Below are 15951 nucleotides of genomic sequence, written 5' to 3' on the forward strand. Positions count from 1 at the left end.
CATATTCCTCACGCTGCTGGTATGATGCGCGGCTTTTTCCGGCCCACCACAAATTCCCAGGCGCTTGCGACGGTCTGTGCTTTGCTGTTGAGGTCGATACATTCACGGCGCCGCGCGCGCCACGGGGAGCAGACATGCTGGAAAGGCTGTTTCAACTCAAGGCACACAACACCAACGTGCGTACCGAGATTCTGGCGGGCGTCACGACCTTCCTGGCCATGGCCTACATTCTGTTCGTCAACCCGAGCATCCTCGGCGAGACCGGCATGGACAAGGGCGCGGTGTTTGTCGCCACCTGTCTGGCAGCCGCCATCGGCTCGACCATCATGGGCCTGATCGCCAACTACCCGATCGCCCTCGCACCGGGCATGGGCCTGAACGCTTTCTTTACCTACACCGTGGTTCTGCACATGGGCCACACCTGGCAAGTGGCGCTGGGCGCGGTGTTCATCTCGGCGGTGTGCTTCTTCCTGCTGTCGATCTTCCGCATCCGCGAATGGATCATCAACAGCATCCCGCTGCCATTGCGTTCGGCGATTGCCGCCGGTATTGGCCTGTTCCTGGCCCTGATCGCCCTGCACAACGCCGGCATCGTGGTCAGCAACCCGGCGACCATGGTCGGCCTCGGTGACCTGAAAGCCCCGGCGCCGATCCTCGCCACCCTCGGCTTCGCCCTGATCGTCGCCCTCGAAGCCCTGAAAGTGCGCGGTGCGGTACTGATCGGCATTCTGGCAGTAACCATCGTGTCCATCGCCATGGGTTTCACCCCGTTCGGCGGCGTGACCTCGATGCCTCCTTCGCTGGCCCCGACCTTCATGCAACTGGACATCAAGGGCGCCTTGGACATCGGTCTGGTCAGCGTGATCTTCGCCTTCCTGTTCGTCGACCTGTTCGACAACTCCGGTACCCTGATCGGCGTCGCCAAGCGCGCCGGCCTGATGGGCAAGGACGGCCACATGCCGAAAATGGGCCGTGCTCTGATCGCCGACAGCACCGCAGCCATGGCCGGTTCGCTGCTGGGTACCTCGACCACCACCAGCTACATCGAATCCGCTGCTGGCGTGAGTGCTGGCGGGCGTACCGGTCTGACGGCCGTCGTCGTTGCGATCCTGTTCCTGCTGGCGCTGTTCTTCTCGCCACTGGCGGCCAGCGTGCCGGCCTTCGCCACCGCTCCAGCGCTGCTGTTCGTCGCCGTGCTGATGACGTCGGGCCTGGCGGAAATAGACTGGGAAGACATTACTGTTGCCGCGCCAGTGGTCGTCACTGCGCTGGCAATGCCATTCACTTACTCGATCGCCAACGGCATCGCGTTCGGCTTCATTTCCTGGACCGTGATCAAGCTGCTGTCGGGCCGCGCCCGTGAGCTGAACCCGGCGCTGGTGATCCTGTCGATTCTGTTTGTGATCAAGTTGGGTTGGTTCAACGCATGACTTTCGATTCCCAGGCCTACGCCACTCAGCTCGAAGACAAGGTCACGCGATTGCGTGACCTGCTCGCCCCGTTCGATGCGCCGGAGCCGACGGTGTTCGACTCGCCGCTGCAGAACTTCCGCCTGCGCGCCGAGTTCCGCCTGTGGCGCGAGGCCGGTGAGCGGCACTACGCAATGTTCTCCCAGGACGACAAACGCACGCCGATCCTGATCGAAGAGTTTCCGATTGCCAGCCTGCGCATCAACCAGTTGATGCCGCAGCTCAAGGCTGCCTGGCAGGCAAGCTCAGCTCTGAGCCACAAGCTGTTTCAGGTGGAGTTCCTGACCACCCTGGCCGGCGACGCGATGATCACCCTGTGCTACCACCGTCCGCTGGACGAGCACTGGCATGCGGCGGCTACTCAGTTGGCCGCTGATCTCAACGTCAGCATCATTGGTCGCTCGAAGGGCAAACGCGAAGTGCTCGGCCTCGATTACGTGGTCGAGAAACTCGACGTCGGCGGCCGCACCTTCAGCTATCGCCAACCGGAAGGCGCGTTCACTCAGCCTAACGGCACCGTGAACCAGAAGATGTTGAACTGGGCATACGAAGCACTCGGCGATCGCAGCGACGACCTGCTGGAGCTGTACTGCGGCAACGGCAACTTCACCCTGCCGCTCGCCACGCGCGTGCGCAAAGTGCTGGCCACCGAGATCAGCAAGACCTCGGTCAACGCCGCATTGAGCAACCTCAGCGAAAACGCTGTGGATAACGTCACGCTGGTGCGCCTGTCCGCCGAAGAGCTGACCGAAGCACTGAACGACGTGCGCCCGTTCCGTCGCCTGCAAGGCATCGACCTGAAAAGCTACGAGTTCGGCAGCGTGTTCGTCGACCCGCCGCGCGCCGGCATGGACCCGGACACCTGCGAGCTGACCCGGCGTTTCGACAACATCCTGTACATCTCCTGCAACCCGGAAACCCTGGCGGCCAACATCGCCCAACTGCACGACACGCACCGCATCACCCGCTGCGCGCTGTTCGACCAGTTCCCGTGGACGCATCACATGGAGTCCGGAGTGTTGCTGACCCGGCGTTGATTGCCGGTTCCCGGATGCAAAAAAGCCGTCGTGATTGACGGCTTTTTTGTGGGTGCTCACGGTGCGATATCGGTTTTACGGGGGCGCCCGCCCTTTTTGCCATTCGCGCGTGCAGCTTCAGACTTCGCAGCACTGCTTTGACGACCGTTACGCGAAGCAACCACCGAAGCCGCCATCCTCATGAGTGACGGGCTCGCCGAAATCATCCCGGCAATGGAAACATCGAGGTCTTTGCCCTCATGGCAAAGCGCAGTGCCTGCGAAACCGACTGTCACTCCCTCATAGTCGCCTGCCTCAAACCCGTCGAACTCCGGATACTGATCCACCGGCAGTAACACACCGCTACCGTCATCAAAACGGATGACCAGCGATGGTTTTTCAAAGCTCACCGAAACAGCCTGCAAACTGCTGGCTTGTCGTGTTTCGCCACGCTTTATGGCTGCATCGAGCATGTCTTCCGTCATTGGACGAGGTACAGACGGCTTGGCCTTGATGATTTTCATAAATGGATTTCAACTCCTTCCAGTTTGCCGACCAATGTCAGAAGCACTTTGTCTTCTTCTGGCTCATAGCGCGCGGCACCGATCCTGTAGGTCGTCTCGGTAACAGGTTTCATCACGGGAACTTCGTTTGATTTGCAGTCCCACACCTGATTGTCGAGACAAACGGTCCGCACGCCTGACCACCAGATCCCTCGTGCGCGACGCAAATGAGCAGTTTGCCCCAGTGATCGACACAAGCCTTGCAGCACGGCCATCGGCGGTCGACGAGAAATCGGCACGACATCCCACAGATCAATGTCGTTGTGCCAGAAGCTGAACTGCAATCGGGCATTCCAGGCACCCGCATCCACATGAGCGTGCGGTGGGCAATGTTCACCTCGCAGCATGATGCGTATCGACAATCCCTTGTAGCTGCATACCTTCATGCTAACCCATCCGTTAGGTTAATAAGTTTCAGGATTCGATGATCTTTTCAAATCCGACGACCGGAGCTGCACAGCAAGCGCTACTTCTCACCACTCTCAGGCTAGCGTTGGCACGGGTCAGGAGTCGGTAAACCTTCGAAGGAAAACGTAAGCAAAGCTGTCGTTACAATTAGAACAACCCTGTCCACAAAAATGGCTTGTGTGCGATCACCGAACAAAAACCCCCCGGGTTCAAGCACTGCAATTGACCATGGTAACCATCTAGTACATTTTACCTCCACAGGCTGAAACCCTCGGCCCAAGCCAACAACAATAAGTGGAGTTTGCCCCCATGCCCCCTATCGTTCTGGTGCTCAACGGCCCGAACCTGAACCTGCTCGGCACCCGTGAACCGGCGACTTACGGTCACGAAACCCTGGCTGATATCTCTGCACTGTGCGGCCGCGCCGCCGAAGAATTCGGCCTGGCCGTGGAGTTTCGCCAGACCAATCACGAAGGCGAATTGCTCGACTGGATTCACGCTGCACGCGGACGCTGTGCCGGGATCGTGATCAACCCGGCGGCCTGGACTCACACCTCGGTGGCGATCCGCGACGCGCTGGTCGCCAGTGAGTTGCCGGTGATCGAAGTGCACCTGTCCAACGTCCATGCACGCGAGCCGTTCCGGCATCACTCGTTCGTCTCGGCGATCGCCACGGCGGTGATGTGCGGCTTCGGCAGTCATGGCTATCGCCTGGCCCTGGAACACTTCAGGCAACGGCTGAAGGGGCGCGCAGCATGACCCGCAAACCGGTAATACTGGCCGGCCTGATCGGCGCAGGCATTCAGGCCTCGCGCACGCCATCGCTGCATGAACACGAAGGTGACGCCCAGGGCTTGCGCTACTTGTATCGCCTGATCGACCTCGATCAGTTGCACCTGGACAGCAACGCCCTGCCCGACCTGCTGCTGGCGGCGGAGCGGATGAACTACACGGGCCTGAACATCACGTTTCCGTGCAAGCAAGCGATCCTTGCGCTGCTCGATGAACTGTCGCCGGAAGCCCGGGGCATCGGCGCGGTCAATACCGTGGTGCTCAAGGACGGCAAACGCATCGGCCACAACACCGATTGTCTGGGCTTTGCCGAAGGTTTTCGTCGCGGCTTGAAGGATGCTGCCCGAGCGCATGTCGTCCAGATGGGCGCTGGCGGTGCGGGGGCAGCCGTGGCCCACGCGCTGCTGAGCGAAGGCGTCCAGCAACTGAGCATTTTCGACGTCGACCGCGAGCGCGCCGAAAGTCTGGCGAACAACCTCAATCAGCATTTCGGCTTCGGTCGCGCCGTCGCCGGGCAAGACCTGCCGGGCACACTGAATCAGGCCGATGGTCTGGTGAACACCACGCCGATGGGCATGGCCAAACTACCGGGCATGCCGGTGCCAGTCGAACTGCTGCGCAAGGAATTGTGGGTCGCGGAGATCGTGTATTTCCCGCTGGAAACCGAACTGCTGCGCAACGCCCGCGCCTTGGGTTGCCGCACGCTGGACGGTGGCAACATGGCAGTGTTTCAAGCGGTGAAGGCGTTTGAGCTGTTCAGCGGCGTGGTGCCGGATGCGCAGCGAATGCTCGCGCATTTTCAAAGCATGAATGACTGAATTACCGCCCTTGTGGGAGCGAGCCTGCTCGCGAAAGCGGTGTGTCAGCTAACAGATGCATTGACTGACAGTATGCTTTCGCGAGCAGGCTCGCTCCCACAGGAATAGTGTTACAGCTGCAAGTAGCGCAACACCGACTCGCAGATCATCTCGCGATGGCGCTGCTTGATGGCTTCGTCCGGCAGGTCGATCTGAAAGATCTCACCGAACGTGTGGCGGTTCGAGACGCGATAGAAGCAAAACGAGCTGATCAGCAAATGCACGTCCAAGGCATTCAAACCGCGGCGGAACACCCCCTCCTCGGCGCCATGGCGCAAAATCTCGCCCAGCGAATCGAGGATGGTGTTGTTCATCGCCTTGATCGCGTCGGAGCGCTTCACGAACTCGGCGTTGTGGATATTTTCGATGCAGACGATGCGCACGAAATCGACGTTGCGATCGTGGTGATCGAAGGTGAATTCCACCAGCCGCCGGATCGCCACCACCGGCGGCAACTCGGCCAGGTGCAAGCGGTTTTCGGTGCTGCGGATGTCGCCGTAGAGTTTCTCCAGCACCTCGACGTACAACTGCTCCTTACTGCCGAAGTAGTAATAGATCATGCGTTTGGAGGTGTGGATACGCTCGGCGATCGCGTCGACGCGGGCGCCGGACAACCCCTGCTGGACGAACTCGACAATCGCCTCCTGCAGGATGTTCTCGCGGGTCTTTTCCGGGTTGTTTTTGCGACTCTTGCGCGGCTCCATGCCTGATACGACGGGAGCGGCGGGGAGTTCTGATGTCATTGTCATTGCGGGCTCACGGCCATCACTGCACAGGTTGGCGATTATGGGCCGCGCCGCACAGTGAAGGAAGCCACGTGGCCCGTGTTTAATCCCGCGCTTACGAATTTCCTACAACTTCGCCTGGCGCACCGCTCCGCTGCGTGATTTGGCCATTGCTGCCAGACGCACCGCGACGTTCGCCGCACCGTAACCGGCGTAACCGTTTTTACGCTGGATGATCTCGAAGAAGAAGCGCCCTTCGAACGGCTCGGTGTACACATGGAACAGCTCGCCGCCCTGCGCATCACGGTCGTAGAGCACGTTGTAATACGCCAGTTCGCTGAGGAACTCGTCATCAAAATCGAAGCGCGCAGCGAGGTCGTCGTAATAGTTGAGCGGGATATCCAGCAGCGGCACTCCAGCCTCTTTGGCGCGACTGACTTCGGCGAAGATATCGTCACAATCGAAGGCGATGTGATGCACACCGGAACCGCGATAACTCGACAGCGCATGGGAGATCGCGGTGTTGCGGTTCTCGGAGATGTTCAGCGGCAGGCGGATCGAGCTGTCGCGGCTGCGCAACGCGCGGCTCTTCACCAGACCGTAAGGGTCAGGCAGCACCACTTCATCGTCGGCCTCGAAATCCAGCAGGCTCTTGTAGAACAGCACCCAACTGTCGAGGCTGTCGGCCGGCAACGCCATGGCCATGTGGTCGATGCGCTTGAGGCCGCCACGGGCGACGGCATCTGGCAACAGATTGAAGTCGGTGCCATAGACGTCCGCCGCCTCATCCACCAGATAAATCAGGCTGCCGTCCGGCGCGCGTACGGCGGCCAGCTCAAGTTCATTGGGGCCGACCAGTCCGCGATAGGGCTGGCCCTTGTAGGCGACCGCGCGGGCCAGGGCACTGGCGCTGTCCTTGACCCGCACGGCAGTGGCGCACAGTGACGGGCCATGGGCCTCGAAAAAACTGTGGCCGAACGAATACGGCTCAGCGTTGAGGATCAGATTAATGTCGCCTTGACGCAGCAGACTCACGCTCTTGGAACGGTGCTGTCCGGCCTTGACGAAGCCCAGGCGTTCCAGCCAGTTCGTCAGTTTGGCGCCGAGGCTTTCGTCAACGGCGAACTCGAGAAACTCGATACCGTTGTACTCGCTGGCCTTCGGTGTTTCGAAAAGGATTTCGCGGTTAGCCACCGGGGGGACTTGTTGTTCCAGACGCTGACGGGTTTTCTCCTCCAGATACAGCAGCGAACGCAGACCGTCGGCGGCGTTGGCCCGTGGCGGCGCAGCGCGGAAGCCATCATTGAAAATTTCCAGCGATAACGGCCCGGTGTAACCGCTCTGGATGATCGGCGCGAGAAACCCCGGCAGATCGAATTCGCCCTGCCCCGGGAAGCAGCGGAAATGCCGGCTCCACTCCAGTACATCCATGGCGAGAATCGGCGCATCGGCCATTTGCACGAAGAAGATCTTGTCGCCGGGAATGTCCGCAATCGCGCCTGGATCGCCTTTCAGCGACAAGGTGTGGAAGCTGTCGAGCAGCACGCCGAGCGCCGAGTGATCGACCTCGCGCACGATGTCCCAGACCTGTTGATAGGTATTGACGTGCCGACCCCAGGCCAGCGCTTCATAGCCGATGCGCAGCCCGCGAGCGTCCGCATGTTCAGCCAGCAGCCGCAGGTCATCGACGAGAATCTGCCGATCGCCGACGCTGTCCGCCGAGGCGTTGCTGCACACCAGCACCAGGTCGGTACCCAGTTCCTGCATCAGGTCGAACTTGCGCTCGGCCCGCTCCAGGTTGCGCGCCAGACGCTCGCGCCGGCAGCCTTCGAAGTCGCGAAACGGCTGGAACAGGGTGATCGCAATGCCCAGGTCAGCGCACATCTGCCGGATTTCCCGAGGGCTGCCGTCGTAATACAGCAGATCGTTTTCGAAGATCTCGACGCCGTCGAACCCGGCGGCGGCGATGGCTTCGAGCTTTTCCGGCAGGGTGCCGCTCAGGGAAACGGTGGCAATGGAACGCTGCATGCTTGAACTCCCGGTCTGCACTGCTCTGAGTCAGGGATGTTTTTATCGTCCGTAAATTATTGGCTGCATGACTGCGCACAGCAATTTAAAGTGTACTACCCGGTTAGTTTTGCGTGCGATTATCGAACACTAAGGCGTTTCGACGAATTGACGATTTTTCGTCCACTGCCCACCATCGACGTCACATTGAGTCCGGATGTGAACCCTCGGTCGCAGTGCCTTGCAAACAACACCACATAACAAATTCAAAAACGGGTGGAACAATGATTCCTTCACAGACTTCCCGCATGGCCCCGGCCATGAGCACTGCCACGGGTGGCATCGGCGATAAGATCCGCGGCGCCATGGCCGTCGGCAAGACCCGTTGGGGCATGCTGGCGCTGGTGTTTTTCGCCACGACCCTGAACTACATCGACCGCGCCGCCCTCGGCGTCATGCAGCCGATCCTCGCCAAGGAAATGAGCTGGACGGCGATGGACTACGCCAACATCAACTTCTGGTTTCAGGTCGGCTACGCCATCGGCTTCGTCCTGCAGGGACGCCTGATCGACCGTGTCGGCGTCAAACGCGTGTTCTTCTGCGCGGTGCTGCTCTGGAGCCTGGCCACCGGTGCCCACGGCCTGGCGACGTCGGCCGTCGGCTTCATGGTCTGCCGCTTCATCCTCGGTCTGACCGAAGCAGCCAACTACCCGGCCTGCGTGAAAACCACGCGCCTGTGGTTCCCGGCCGGTGAACGTGCGGTCGCCACCGGCATCTTCAACGCCGGCACTAACGTCGGCGCAATGTTCACGCCGATGCTGCTGCCGCTGATCCTCCACGTGTGGGGCTGGCAGGCGGCGTTCCTGTGCATGTCGGCGCTGGGCGGGATCTGGCTGCTGTTCTGGGGCCTGAAGTACTTCAACCCGGAAGACCATCCAGGCGTTAAACAATCGGAACTGGACTACATCCAGCAGGAAGTCGAACCGGAACACGCCCGCGTACCGTTCTCGCGCATCCTGCGCATGCGTGGCACCTGGGCCTTCGCCCTTGCCTACTCGCTGACGGCGCCGGTGTTCTGGTTCTACCTGTACTGGCTACCGCCGTTTCTCAATCAGCAATACAACCTGGGCATCAACGTGACCCAGATGGGCATCCCGCTGATCATCATCTACGTGACGGCCGACTTCGGCAGTGTCGGCGGCGGCATTCTGTCTTCGTTCCTGATCGGTCGCGGCATGAACTCGATCAAGGCGCGGCTGCTGTCGATGTTCCTGTTCGCCTGCTGCATCATCGGCGTGATCATGGCGGCCGGTTCGAGCAACCTGTGGGTCGCGGTGGCGGCGATTTCCCTGGCGATCGGCGCGCATCAGGCCTGGACCGCGAACATCTGGAGCCTGGTGATGGACTACACGCCCAAGCACATGATGAGCACGGTGTTCGGCTTCGGCGGCATGTGCGCCGCGATCGGCGGGATGTTCATGACCCAGATCGTCGGCCACATCCTGACCGTCACCAATAACAACTACACGGTGCTGTTCACGCTGATTCCGGCGATGTACTTCCTGGCGCTGACATGGATGTATTTCATGGCGCCGCGCAAGATTCCTACCGTTACCGAGTAACTGCCTGCACCACATCCCCCCTGTGGGAGCGGGCTTGCTCGCGAAAGCGTCCTGTCAGTCATTGAAAATGCCGACTGAAACACCGCCTTCGCGAGCAAGCCCGCTCCCACAGGGATCTGCGTTTCATCAGCGGCGGCTTTGCTGCCAGGCTGCCGCCAGGCCACTGCAACAAATCACCGCGATCCCGATCACCGTCAAAAGACTCGGCGTGTGATTGAACACCACCCAGCCCAGCAACCCCGCAAACACGATCTGGCAGTAGCCAAACGGCGCCAGCAAGGCCGGCGCGGCGTGGCGGAACGCCTGGGTCAGAAACAGGTGCGCAGTCATCCCGCAGGTGCCCAGCGCCAGCATCAACACCCCGTGCCCCAGGCTCGGTACTTGCCAGAAGAACGGCACCAGCGCGCTCATCACCAGCGTGTTGCACAGGCCGGCGAAAAAGTTACTGGTGGTCGGACTGTCGAATTCGCTGAGCTTGCGGGTGAGCAGTTGATAGAAGCAGAAGAACAGCGCCGAGCAGAACGGCAGCAGCACCGCCGGGGTGAACAACTCACCGCCCGGGTGGACGATGATCAGCACGCCGATGAACCCACAGATCACCGCGATCCACTGGCCGCGCGTCACCCGTTCCTTGAGCAACGGCACCGACAGCGCCGTGACCAGCACTGGCGCGAGAAAGTTGACCGCCGTGGCTTCGGCCAGCGGGATGTACAGCAGCGCGGTGGTGAAAAACAGACTGGTGCCCAACAGGCACAATGCCCGCGCCAACTGCCATGACGGTCGCTTGGTGCGCAGCACCCGCAACCCCGACTGCGGCAGAAAGATTCCCGCCATCAACAAGGTATGCACCAGATAACGCGCCCAGACCACCATCACGATCGGATAGAAACCGGACAGGTATTTCGACAGCGCGTCATGACTGGAAAACAGAAAGGTGGCCAGGACAATCAGCAAGATCCCTTTGAAGGGTTGGTTGACGCCGGATAACGGTGTGCTGACGGTCATGGGCTCTCCTGTAAACACTGCGCAACAATCTAGAGCCCGGCGTCAGACTCTCACAGACAACAATCGAAATAGTGGGCGAATAGCGCACGACATCGTCAGCAAATACCTCAGCCACTGCACGAAGGCTTGGTCCATGCCCCTTGCGTCCAACACATGCGGCCAATCCGATGCCCATTGGGACGTCGGACTTTTCGACAAGTTAATACCGAAAAAAGCCACTTTCATCTTTCAGGCAAATAACGCCTTACGCTCGCTTACAGAATCGTCCTGCAAGTGCCGACCGCTGCCGCTATTCATAGGCACGGCAATAATGCCCATCAACCGATCAGAGAGCACCACTATGTTATGGAACAAAGCACGACGCAGCGATAACGTCGACGATACTCGACAGGGCAAGGATGCCCGCCGCCCCACAGGGAAAATCATCGGCACCGGCCTGGCCGCCAGCATACTGGCTGGTGCAGCGCTTTATTCGACATTCAGCAACGGGCCTGAAGCCCCCTCCGCCCCCCATGAACAGACACTGTTACAGACCTTATCGCCCGAGGAGACTCAACTGCATTTCATCGAATCGATCCTCGGGGACACTGAAGACACCTGGAAACAGTTGTTTGCCCAAACCGGACGCCACTACCCGGCCCCTACGCTGACGGTATTCAGCGACGGCGTAGTGTCGGGCTGTGGATATGCTGCTGCGTCCAGCGGCCCGTTCTTCTGCCCGGAGAACACACGGATTTATCTCGACCCGCAGTTCTTCGCCCAGATGGCTCGGCAGTTTTCGGTAGTCGGCGACTTCGCCCAGGCCTTCATCATCGCCCATGAAGTCGGTCATCACGTGCAGCTTGAGCTGGGCCTTTCCAGACCGTTCGAAGAGGCCCTGGCGGCCCGCCGCCCCTTCACTGGCGATGCCGGCCTCGAGGTACGTGCCGAGTTGCAGGCCGATTGCCTGGCTGGAGTCTGGGCCCACCACGCGCAACAACGTCTGGCCTGGCTGGAGCCTGGCGACATCGAAGCCGCCTTGAATGCCGCGACCACCTTCGGCGACGACTTTTTGCAACGTGCGCGCAATCAGACAGTCCGTCCGGAGACCTTCAGTCATGGTACATCGACGCAACGCAGTGACTGGTTCACCTCCGGATTCGACAGCGGTCGTATCGATGCCTGCGATACTTTCAACGCCGCGAAGCTGTAACCTTGGACGCGCGCGGACGCGCCGGTGCAGAACCGTCGCACCGCCCGGCTGTCTGACGACCGGACTGGCGCCGCTTCCGCGCACCAGCAACACTCATCACCACGCAACGTTCACCCTGCACAAATAGAGGATTCCCACATGCTATGGAAAAAAGGCCGACGCAGTGACAACGTCGTCGACGCCCGGGGTGATGAAGGCGACAGCGGTGGCGGTGGCGGTGGCATGCGTTTCGGTGGCGGCAAGGGCCTGAGCCTCGGGGCGATTCTGCTGATCGTCGGCATCGGCTGGATCACCGGACAGGACCCTTTGCAGATCCTCGGCCAGCTCACCGGGCAGATGACCGAGCAATCGGCACCGGCCACGACGCAAACCCGCCAGGCGCCACCGGCCAATGACCAACAGGCCGAATTCGTCCGCTCGATCCTGGGCGACACCGAAGACACCTGGGGTGCGATCTTCCAGCAGGCCGGGCGCCAATATAAGGACCCGACCCTGGTGCTGTTCAGCAACCGGGTGAATTCCGCCTGCGGTCTGGCCACCTCGGCCACCGGCCCGTTCTATTGCCCGGCGGATCAGAAAGTCTATCTGGACATGGCGTTCTTCCAGGAAATGGCCCAGCGCTTCAAGGCCGCCGGCGACTTCGCCCAGGCCTACGTGATCGCGCACGAAGTCGGCCACCATGTGCAGACGCTGCTCGGCGTCTCGGCGAAAATTCAGGCCGCGCGCCAGCAGGGTCGGCAGATGCAGGGCGATGGCGGTTTGCTGGTGCGTCAGGAATTGCAGGCCGACTGCCTGGCCGGCGTCTGGGCCTACCATGCGCAGAAGCGCCTGAACTGGCTGGAACCCGGTGACGTCGAAGAAGCCTTGAACGCGGCCAACGCCATCGGTGATGATCGCCTGCAACAACAGGGTCAAGGCCGCGTAGTGCCGGACTCGTTTACCCATGGTACGTCGGCGCAACGAGTGCGCTGGTTCAAAACCGGATTCGCCCAGGGCCAGGTCGGCCAGTGCGATACCTTTGCCGCGAAAAACCTGTAAATGCGCAAATGGCTTTTGGCTTTACTGATCATCGGCGGCAGTGCCCAGGCCGCCGGCGTCGATGCGATCAGTCCCGGGCGCCTGCAACTGAAGGCCGGGGAAATGGCCGTCGGCATCGGCCCGGCTCCGGAGAAGATCGAACGGGTGCTGATCGTCATTCACGGTCGTCTGCGCAATGCCGAGACCTATCGCAAAAGCGCCGAGAGCGCCGCCGAACTGGCCGGGCAAACCGCGCACACGCTGGTGATCGCTCCGCAGTTTCTCAACGAAAGTGACGTCGCCCTGTATTCCCTGCCGAACACGTTGTTGCGCTGGAAAGGCAACGAGTGGATGGGTGGCGGGTTATCCACAGGGCCGAACCCGCTGAGTTCCTACGCTGCACTGGACGAAATCGTCGCCCGGATCAGCGATCGCAAGCAGTTTCCGGATGTGCAGCAGATCGTGATTTTCGGCCATTCCGGTGGCGGTCAAGTGGTGCAGCGCTACGCCCTGCTCGCCAAGGATCAGCCGGCGCTGAAAGCCAACGGCATTCGTCTGCGGTATGTGGTGGCTAACCCGTCGTCGTACGCTTATTTCAATGAACAGCGGCCGGTGGCCTTCGATCACGCACAGTGCCCGGGCTTCAATCGCTGGAAGTACGGTCTGAGCGACATGCCGGTGTACGCCGGTGGACAAACGCCGTTGCAGCTTGAAAGCAGTTACATCAAGCGCGAGGTGATTTATCTGCTCGGCCAGCAGGACATCGACCCGCAGCATCCGGCGCTGGACAAGAGTTGCGCCGCCGAAGCCCAGGGCGCGTATCGCCTGGAACGCGGCAAACTGTTTTTCGGCTACCTGCTGCGCCGCCATCCGGAAGGGGTCAATCAGCGGCTGGTCGAGGTGCCGGGGGTGGGGCATAACGGTGATGGGATGCTGACGTCGCCGGAGGGGCAGAAGGCCCTGTTCGATCAGTAAATCCTTGCGGTGGCAGTTCTGGCCTCTTCGCGAGCAAGCCTGCTCCCACAGGGGGAGTGCATTCCCCCTGGATGAATGCGATCAAACTGTGGGAGCGGGCTTGCTCGCGAAGGCAATCTGGCAGGCACCGAAGATCTCAGGCCGAAAGCATCTGCCGCAACGCCACACAATCCTGTGCATGCCAATCCGTCAGCTCCGGCCACGGGTTATCCGGCAAATTCACCAACACCGTCCGCGCCCCGGCCGCTCGCCCGCAATCCAGATCGAAGCGGTAATCACCGACCATCACCATCTCGCTGGCCGGCACCTTCCAGGCCTCGGCCAGTTTCAGCAACCCGCCAGGATGCGGCTTGGGCGGAGCTTCATCGCGGCCCAGTACATCTTCCACCGCGAAGCAGTCGGCCAGGCCAATCGCTTCGAGCGTCACATGCGCCAGCTCCCGTGCATTGCGCGTCAGGATGCCAAGGCGATAACCGCGCCCGTGCAGGTCGCGCACCAGCTCCACCGCTCCCGTCGCCGGTTTTGAACCCAGCGCCAGATCACGCTCATGCTCCAGCAGCCACGCATGCTTCGCTGCAGCTTCATCGGTCGGCAGCGCCGCGAGATGGGTGAGAATGTCGTCCTCGGGCGGAATCGCCAGCGCCACGCGGATCGCTGCAAAATCGTGCACCGCGACGGTCAGGGTGCCGTCCATGTCGAACACCCAGTGCTTCACATCGCTCAGGCTCATGCCCAATCCTTGCGGTGACGAATCAAGCCTTCCTGGGTCACCGACGCCACCAGTTGCCCGGCGCGGTTGTACACGCTGCCACGGGAGAAGCCACGGGAATTGCCGGCCCACGGGCTGTCCATCGCGTAGAGCAGCCAGTCATCGGCGCGCAGATCGTTGTGGAACCACAGCGCGTGATCGAGGCTGGCGACCTGCATGTCTTTCTGCCAGACCGACTTGCCGTGGGGCAGCATCGAGGTGGTCAGCAGGCCGAAGTCCGAGGCGTAGGCCAGCAGGTATTTGTGCAACGCCGGAATATCGGCCAGAGCACCGTCGGCACGGAACCACACGTACTTCACCGGATCAGCCGGCTGCGGGTTGTACGGGTCCTTTTCGGTGACCGGGCGCACTTCAATTGGTTTCGGGCACAGCAGTTTTTCGCGCATGTGCTCGGGGATCAGATGCGCGCGTTGCTGGGTCAGTTCCAGCTCCGACGGCAGGTTTTCCGGGCCGACCACCACCGGCATCTGGCTCTGGTGCTCGAAGCCTTCCTCGTCGTACTGAAACGACGCGCTGCAGGTAAAGATCGGGTGCCCCTTCTGGATTGCCGTCACCCGGCGGGTGCTGAAGCTGCCGCCATCACGCACGCGATCCACCGAATACACCACCGGCAACTTGGCATCGCCCGGGCGCAGGAAATAGCCATGCATCGAATGCACATGGCGCGCCTCTTCAACCGTCTGACTGGCCGCCGACAGCGACTGGCCGAGCACCTGACCACCGAACAACTGACGGAAACCCAGGTCCTGGCTGCGGCCACGGAACAGGTTTTCCTCGATCGGCTCCAGGGTCAGCAGGTCGACCAGATCATCCAACACTTGGCTCATTCAGACTCTCCTCACACAACGCTATGCCGCGCAGTCTTGGCTGCGGCGGCCCATTCAGGTTCTGGCGCGAGCCACTGTCGCGCCATTGTAAACGTCCGTGTCGGCTTAGCCATGCAAGGTCTGTAGCCATTGCTCCCGGGTAATGCGATACAACAGATGCCGACGCAACGGGTGATCGGCTGCAAGCTTGGGATGATCGAAATCATCGGCCGGATCGTGATGCATGCCAATCGCCTGCATGACTTTCTCCGACGGCAGATTGCTCTGCGCGGTGAAGGACACGATCTCCTTCAGCGCCAGCCGATCGAAACCTGCGCGCAATGCCGTCCAGGCCGCCTCACTGGCGTAGCCCAGGCCCCAATGTTCCTTGGCCAGACGCCAGCCGATTTCCACGGCCGGGGTGAATGGCGCCTCGAAGCCAACCACACCGAGGCCGGTAAACCCGATGAACTCGCCGCTGTCCTTGCGCTCCAGCGCCCACAGGCCGAAACCGTGCTCGGCAAAATGCCCGCGCACCCGGCCGATCATCGACGCACTTTCCAGACGACTCATCGGCGCCGGAAAATAGCGCATTACCTGAGGATCGGCGCACATCGCTGCAAATGCCGGCAAATCCTCGTCGCGCCACTGGCGCATCAACAGGCGTGCGCTTTCGAGTTCGTTTATCGGCTCCATCGTGCCCCTCCGTTTGCATGCCGCAAGTCTAC

At 61.1% G+C, this 15951-nt stretch carries 16 protein-coding genes; 8 read left to right on the plus strand and 8 right to left on the minus strand.

Annotation, left to right across the window (positions count from 1 at the left end):
* Positions 1–134 precede the first annotated feature (134 nt).
* Both QMK55_RS09320 and trmA read left to right on the plus strand, forming a co-directional pair.
* Entirely contained in the window at positions 135–1430 is a 1296-nt protein-coding gene (locus tag QMK55_RS09320; RefSeq protein ID WP_102354490.1) for an NCS2 family permease, read from the plus strand.
* Positions 1427–2506 (plus strand): tRNA (uridine(54)-C5)-methyltransferase TrmA, encoded by a 1080-nt coding sequence (gene trmA / locus QMK55_RS09325; protein ID WP_102354491.1) that lies wholly within the window; start codon positions 1427–1429, stop codon positions 2504–2506. The genes QMK55_RS09320 and trmA overlap by 4 nt, the downstream gene beginning before the upstream one ends.
* A gap of 56 nt (positions 2507–2562) precedes the next feature.
* On the opposite strand, the gene QMK55_RS09330 is transcribed toward trmA, so the two are convergent.
* A complete protein-coding gene (locus QMK55_RS09330; RefSeq protein ID WP_102354492.1) occupies positions 2563–3009 on the minus strand; it encodes a DUF2442 domain-containing protein in 447 nt (148 codons plus the stop codon).
* Positions 3006–3434, minus strand: coding sequence for a DUF4160 domain-containing protein (locus QMK55_RS09335; protein WP_102354493.1), 429 nt, complete (start codon positions 3432–3434; stop codon positions 3006–3008). The genes QMK55_RS09330 and QMK55_RS09335 overlap by 4 nt, the downstream gene beginning before the upstream one ends.
* A gap of 331 nt (positions 3435–3765) precedes the next feature.
* Between QMK55_RS09335 and aroQ the strand changes: the two genes are divergently transcribed.
* Entirely contained in the window at positions 3766–4215 is a 450-nt protein-coding gene (aroQ, locus tag QMK55_RS09340; protein ID WP_102354494.1) for a type II 3-dehydroquinate dehydratase, read from the plus strand.
* The gene (locus tag QMK55_RS09345; protein WP_102354495.1) at positions 4212–5066 is read left to right on the plus strand and encodes a shikimate dehydrogenase; all 855 of its coding nucleotides are present in this window, start codon (positions 4212–4214) and stop codon (positions 5064–5066) included. The genes aroQ and QMK55_RS09345 overlap by 4 nt, the downstream gene beginning before the upstream one ends.
* Before the next feature lie 110 nt (positions 5067–5176).
* Here the strand turns inward: QMK55_RS09345 and QMK55_RS09350 are convergent, their stop codons facing one another.
* Together QMK55_RS09350 and quiC are read right to left on the minus strand one after the other, a co-directional pair.
* Complete coding sequence (locus QMK55_RS09350) at positions 5177–5854, minus strand: TetR family transcriptional regulator (protein WP_320329083.1); 678 nt, start codon at positions 5852–5854, stop codon at positions 5177–5179.
* A 102-nt stretch (positions 5855–5956) separates the two neighbouring features.
* A complete protein-coding gene (gene quiC / locus QMK55_RS09355; protein WP_320329084.1) occupies positions 5957–7858 on the minus strand; it encodes a 3-dehydroshikimate dehydratase QuiC in 1902 nt (633 codons plus the stop codon).
* Positions 7859–8121: 263 nt separating this feature from the next.
* Between quiC and QMK55_RS09360 the strand changes: the two genes are divergently transcribed.
* Positions 8122–9459 (plus strand): MFS transporter, encoded by a 1338-nt coding sequence (locus QMK55_RS09360; protein ID WP_102354498.1) that lies wholly within the window; start codon positions 8122–8124, stop codon positions 9457–9459.
* A gap of 126 nt (positions 9460–9585) precedes the next feature.
* Here QMK55_RS09360 and QMK55_RS09365 read toward each other — a convergent pair whose 3' ends face one another.
* Entirely contained in the window at positions 9586–10464 is an 879-nt protein-coding gene (locus QMK55_RS09365) for a DMT family transporter (RefSeq protein WP_320329085.1), read from the minus strand.
* A 340-nt stretch (positions 10465–10804) separates the two neighbouring features.
* Between QMK55_RS09365 and QMK55_RS09370 the strand changes: the two genes are divergently transcribed.
* The 3 genes from QMK55_RS09370 (at position 10805) to QMK55_RS09380 (ending at position 13648) form a co-directional block, all read left to right on the plus strand.
* A complete protein-coding gene (locus tag QMK55_RS09370; RefSeq protein WP_320329086.1) occupies positions 10805–11656 on the plus strand; it encodes a neutral zinc metallopeptidase in 852 nt (283 codons plus the stop codon).
* 138 nt (positions 11657–11794) lie between these two features.
* Positions 11795–12694: a neutral zinc metallopeptidase gene (locus QMK55_RS09375; protein ID WP_320329087.1), complete on the plus strand. Its 900-nt coding sequence runs from the start codon at positions 11795–11797 to the stop codon at positions 12692–12694.
* A complete protein-coding gene (locus tag QMK55_RS09380; RefSeq protein ID WP_102354502.1) occupies positions 12695–13648 on the plus strand; it encodes an alpha/beta hydrolase family protein in 954 nt (317 codons plus the stop codon).
* A gap of 136 nt (positions 13649–13784) precedes the next feature.
* On the opposite strand, the gene QMK55_RS09385 is transcribed toward QMK55_RS09380, so the two are convergent.
* The 3 genes from QMK55_RS09385 to QMK55_RS09395 all read right to left on the minus strand — a co-directional run bounded on the left by QMK55_RS09385 (position 13785) and on the right by QMK55_RS09395 (position 15919).
* Positions 13785–14378, minus strand: a complete 594-nt coding sequence (locus QMK55_RS09385; protein ID WP_102354503.1) for an HAD family hydrolase — start codon at positions 14376–14378, stop codon at positions 13785–13787.
* Positions 14375–15244, minus strand: a complete 870-nt coding sequence (gene tesB, locus QMK55_RS09390) for an acyl-CoA thioesterase II (protein WP_025108735.1) — start codon at positions 15242–15244, stop codon at positions 14375–14377. The genes QMK55_RS09385 and tesB overlap by 4 nt, the downstream gene beginning before the upstream one ends.
* A gap of 105 nt (positions 15245–15349) precedes the next feature.
* The gene (locus QMK55_RS09395; protein WP_102354504.1) at positions 15350–15919 is read right to left on the minus strand and encodes a GNAT family N-acetyltransferase; all 570 of its coding nucleotides are present in this window, start codon (positions 15917–15919) and stop codon (positions 15350–15352) included.
* Positions 15920–15951 lie beyond the last annotated feature (32 nt).

This window comes from Pseudomonas sp. P8_229 (assembly GCF_034008635.1).
Taxonomy (GTDB): domain Bacteria; phylum Pseudomonadota; class Gammaproteobacteria; order Pseudomonadales; family Pseudomonadaceae; genus Aquipseudomonas.

Coding starts and splice junctions, on each gene's coding strand:
- tesB (WP_025108735.1), bottom strand. CDS start 15,244: ATGAGCCAAGTGTTGGATGATCTGGTCGACCTGCTGACCCTGGAGCCG.
- quiC (WP_320329084.1), bottom strand. CDS start 7,858: ATGCAGCGTTCCATTGCCACCGTTTCCCTGAGCGGCACCCTGCCGGAA.
- QMK55_RS09380 (WP_102354502.1), top strand. CDS start 12,695: ATGCGCAAATGGCTTTTGGCTTTACTGATCATCGGCGGCAGTGCCCAG.
- aroQ (WP_102354494.1), top strand. CDS start 3,766: ATGCCCCCTATCGTTCTGGTGCTCAACGGCCCGAACCTGAACCTGCTC.
- QMK55_RS09385 (WP_102354503.1), bottom strand. CDS start 14,378: ATGAGCCTGAGCGATGTGAAGCACTGGGTGTTCGACATGGACGGCACC.
- QMK55_RS09350 (WP_320329083.1), bottom strand. CDS start 5,854: ATGACAATGACATCAGAACTCCCCGCCGCTCCCGTCGTATCAGGCATG.
- QMK55_RS09370 (WP_320329086.1), top strand. CDS start 10,805: ATGTTATGGAACAAAGCACGACGCAGCGATAACGTCGACGATACTCGA.
- QMK55_RS09320 (WP_102354490.1), top strand. CDS start 135: ATGCTGGAAAGGCTGTTTCAACTCAAGGCACACAACACCAACGTGCGT.
- trmA (WP_102354491.1), top strand. CDS start 1,427: ATGACTTTCGATTCCCAGGCCTACGCCACTCAGCTCGAAGACAAGGTC.
- QMK55_RS09335 (WP_102354493.1), bottom strand. CDS start 3,434: ATGAAGGTATGCAGCTACAAGGGATTGTCGATACGCATCATGCTGCGA.
- QMK55_RS09395 (WP_102354504.1), bottom strand. CDS start 15,919: ATGGAGCCGATAAACGAACTCGAAAGCGCACGCCTGTTGATGCGCCAG.
- QMK55_RS09330 (WP_102354492.1), bottom strand. CDS start 3,009: ATGAAAATCATCAAGGCCAAGCCGTCTGTACCTCGTCCAATGACGGAA.
- QMK55_RS09375 (WP_320329087.1), top strand. CDS start 11,795: ATGCTATGGAAAAAAGGCCGACGCAGTGACAACGTCGTCGACGCCCGG.
- QMK55_RS09345 (WP_102354495.1), top strand. CDS start 4,212: ATGACCCGCAAACCGGTAATACTGGCCGGCCTGATCGGCGCAGGCATT.
- QMK55_RS09360 (WP_102354498.1), top strand. CDS start 8,122: ATGATTCCTTCACAGACTTCCCGCATGGCCCCGGCCATGAGCACTGCC.
- QMK55_RS09365 (WP_320329085.1), bottom strand. CDS start 10,464: ATGACCGTCAGCACACCGTTATCCGGCGTCAACCAACCCTTCAAAGGG.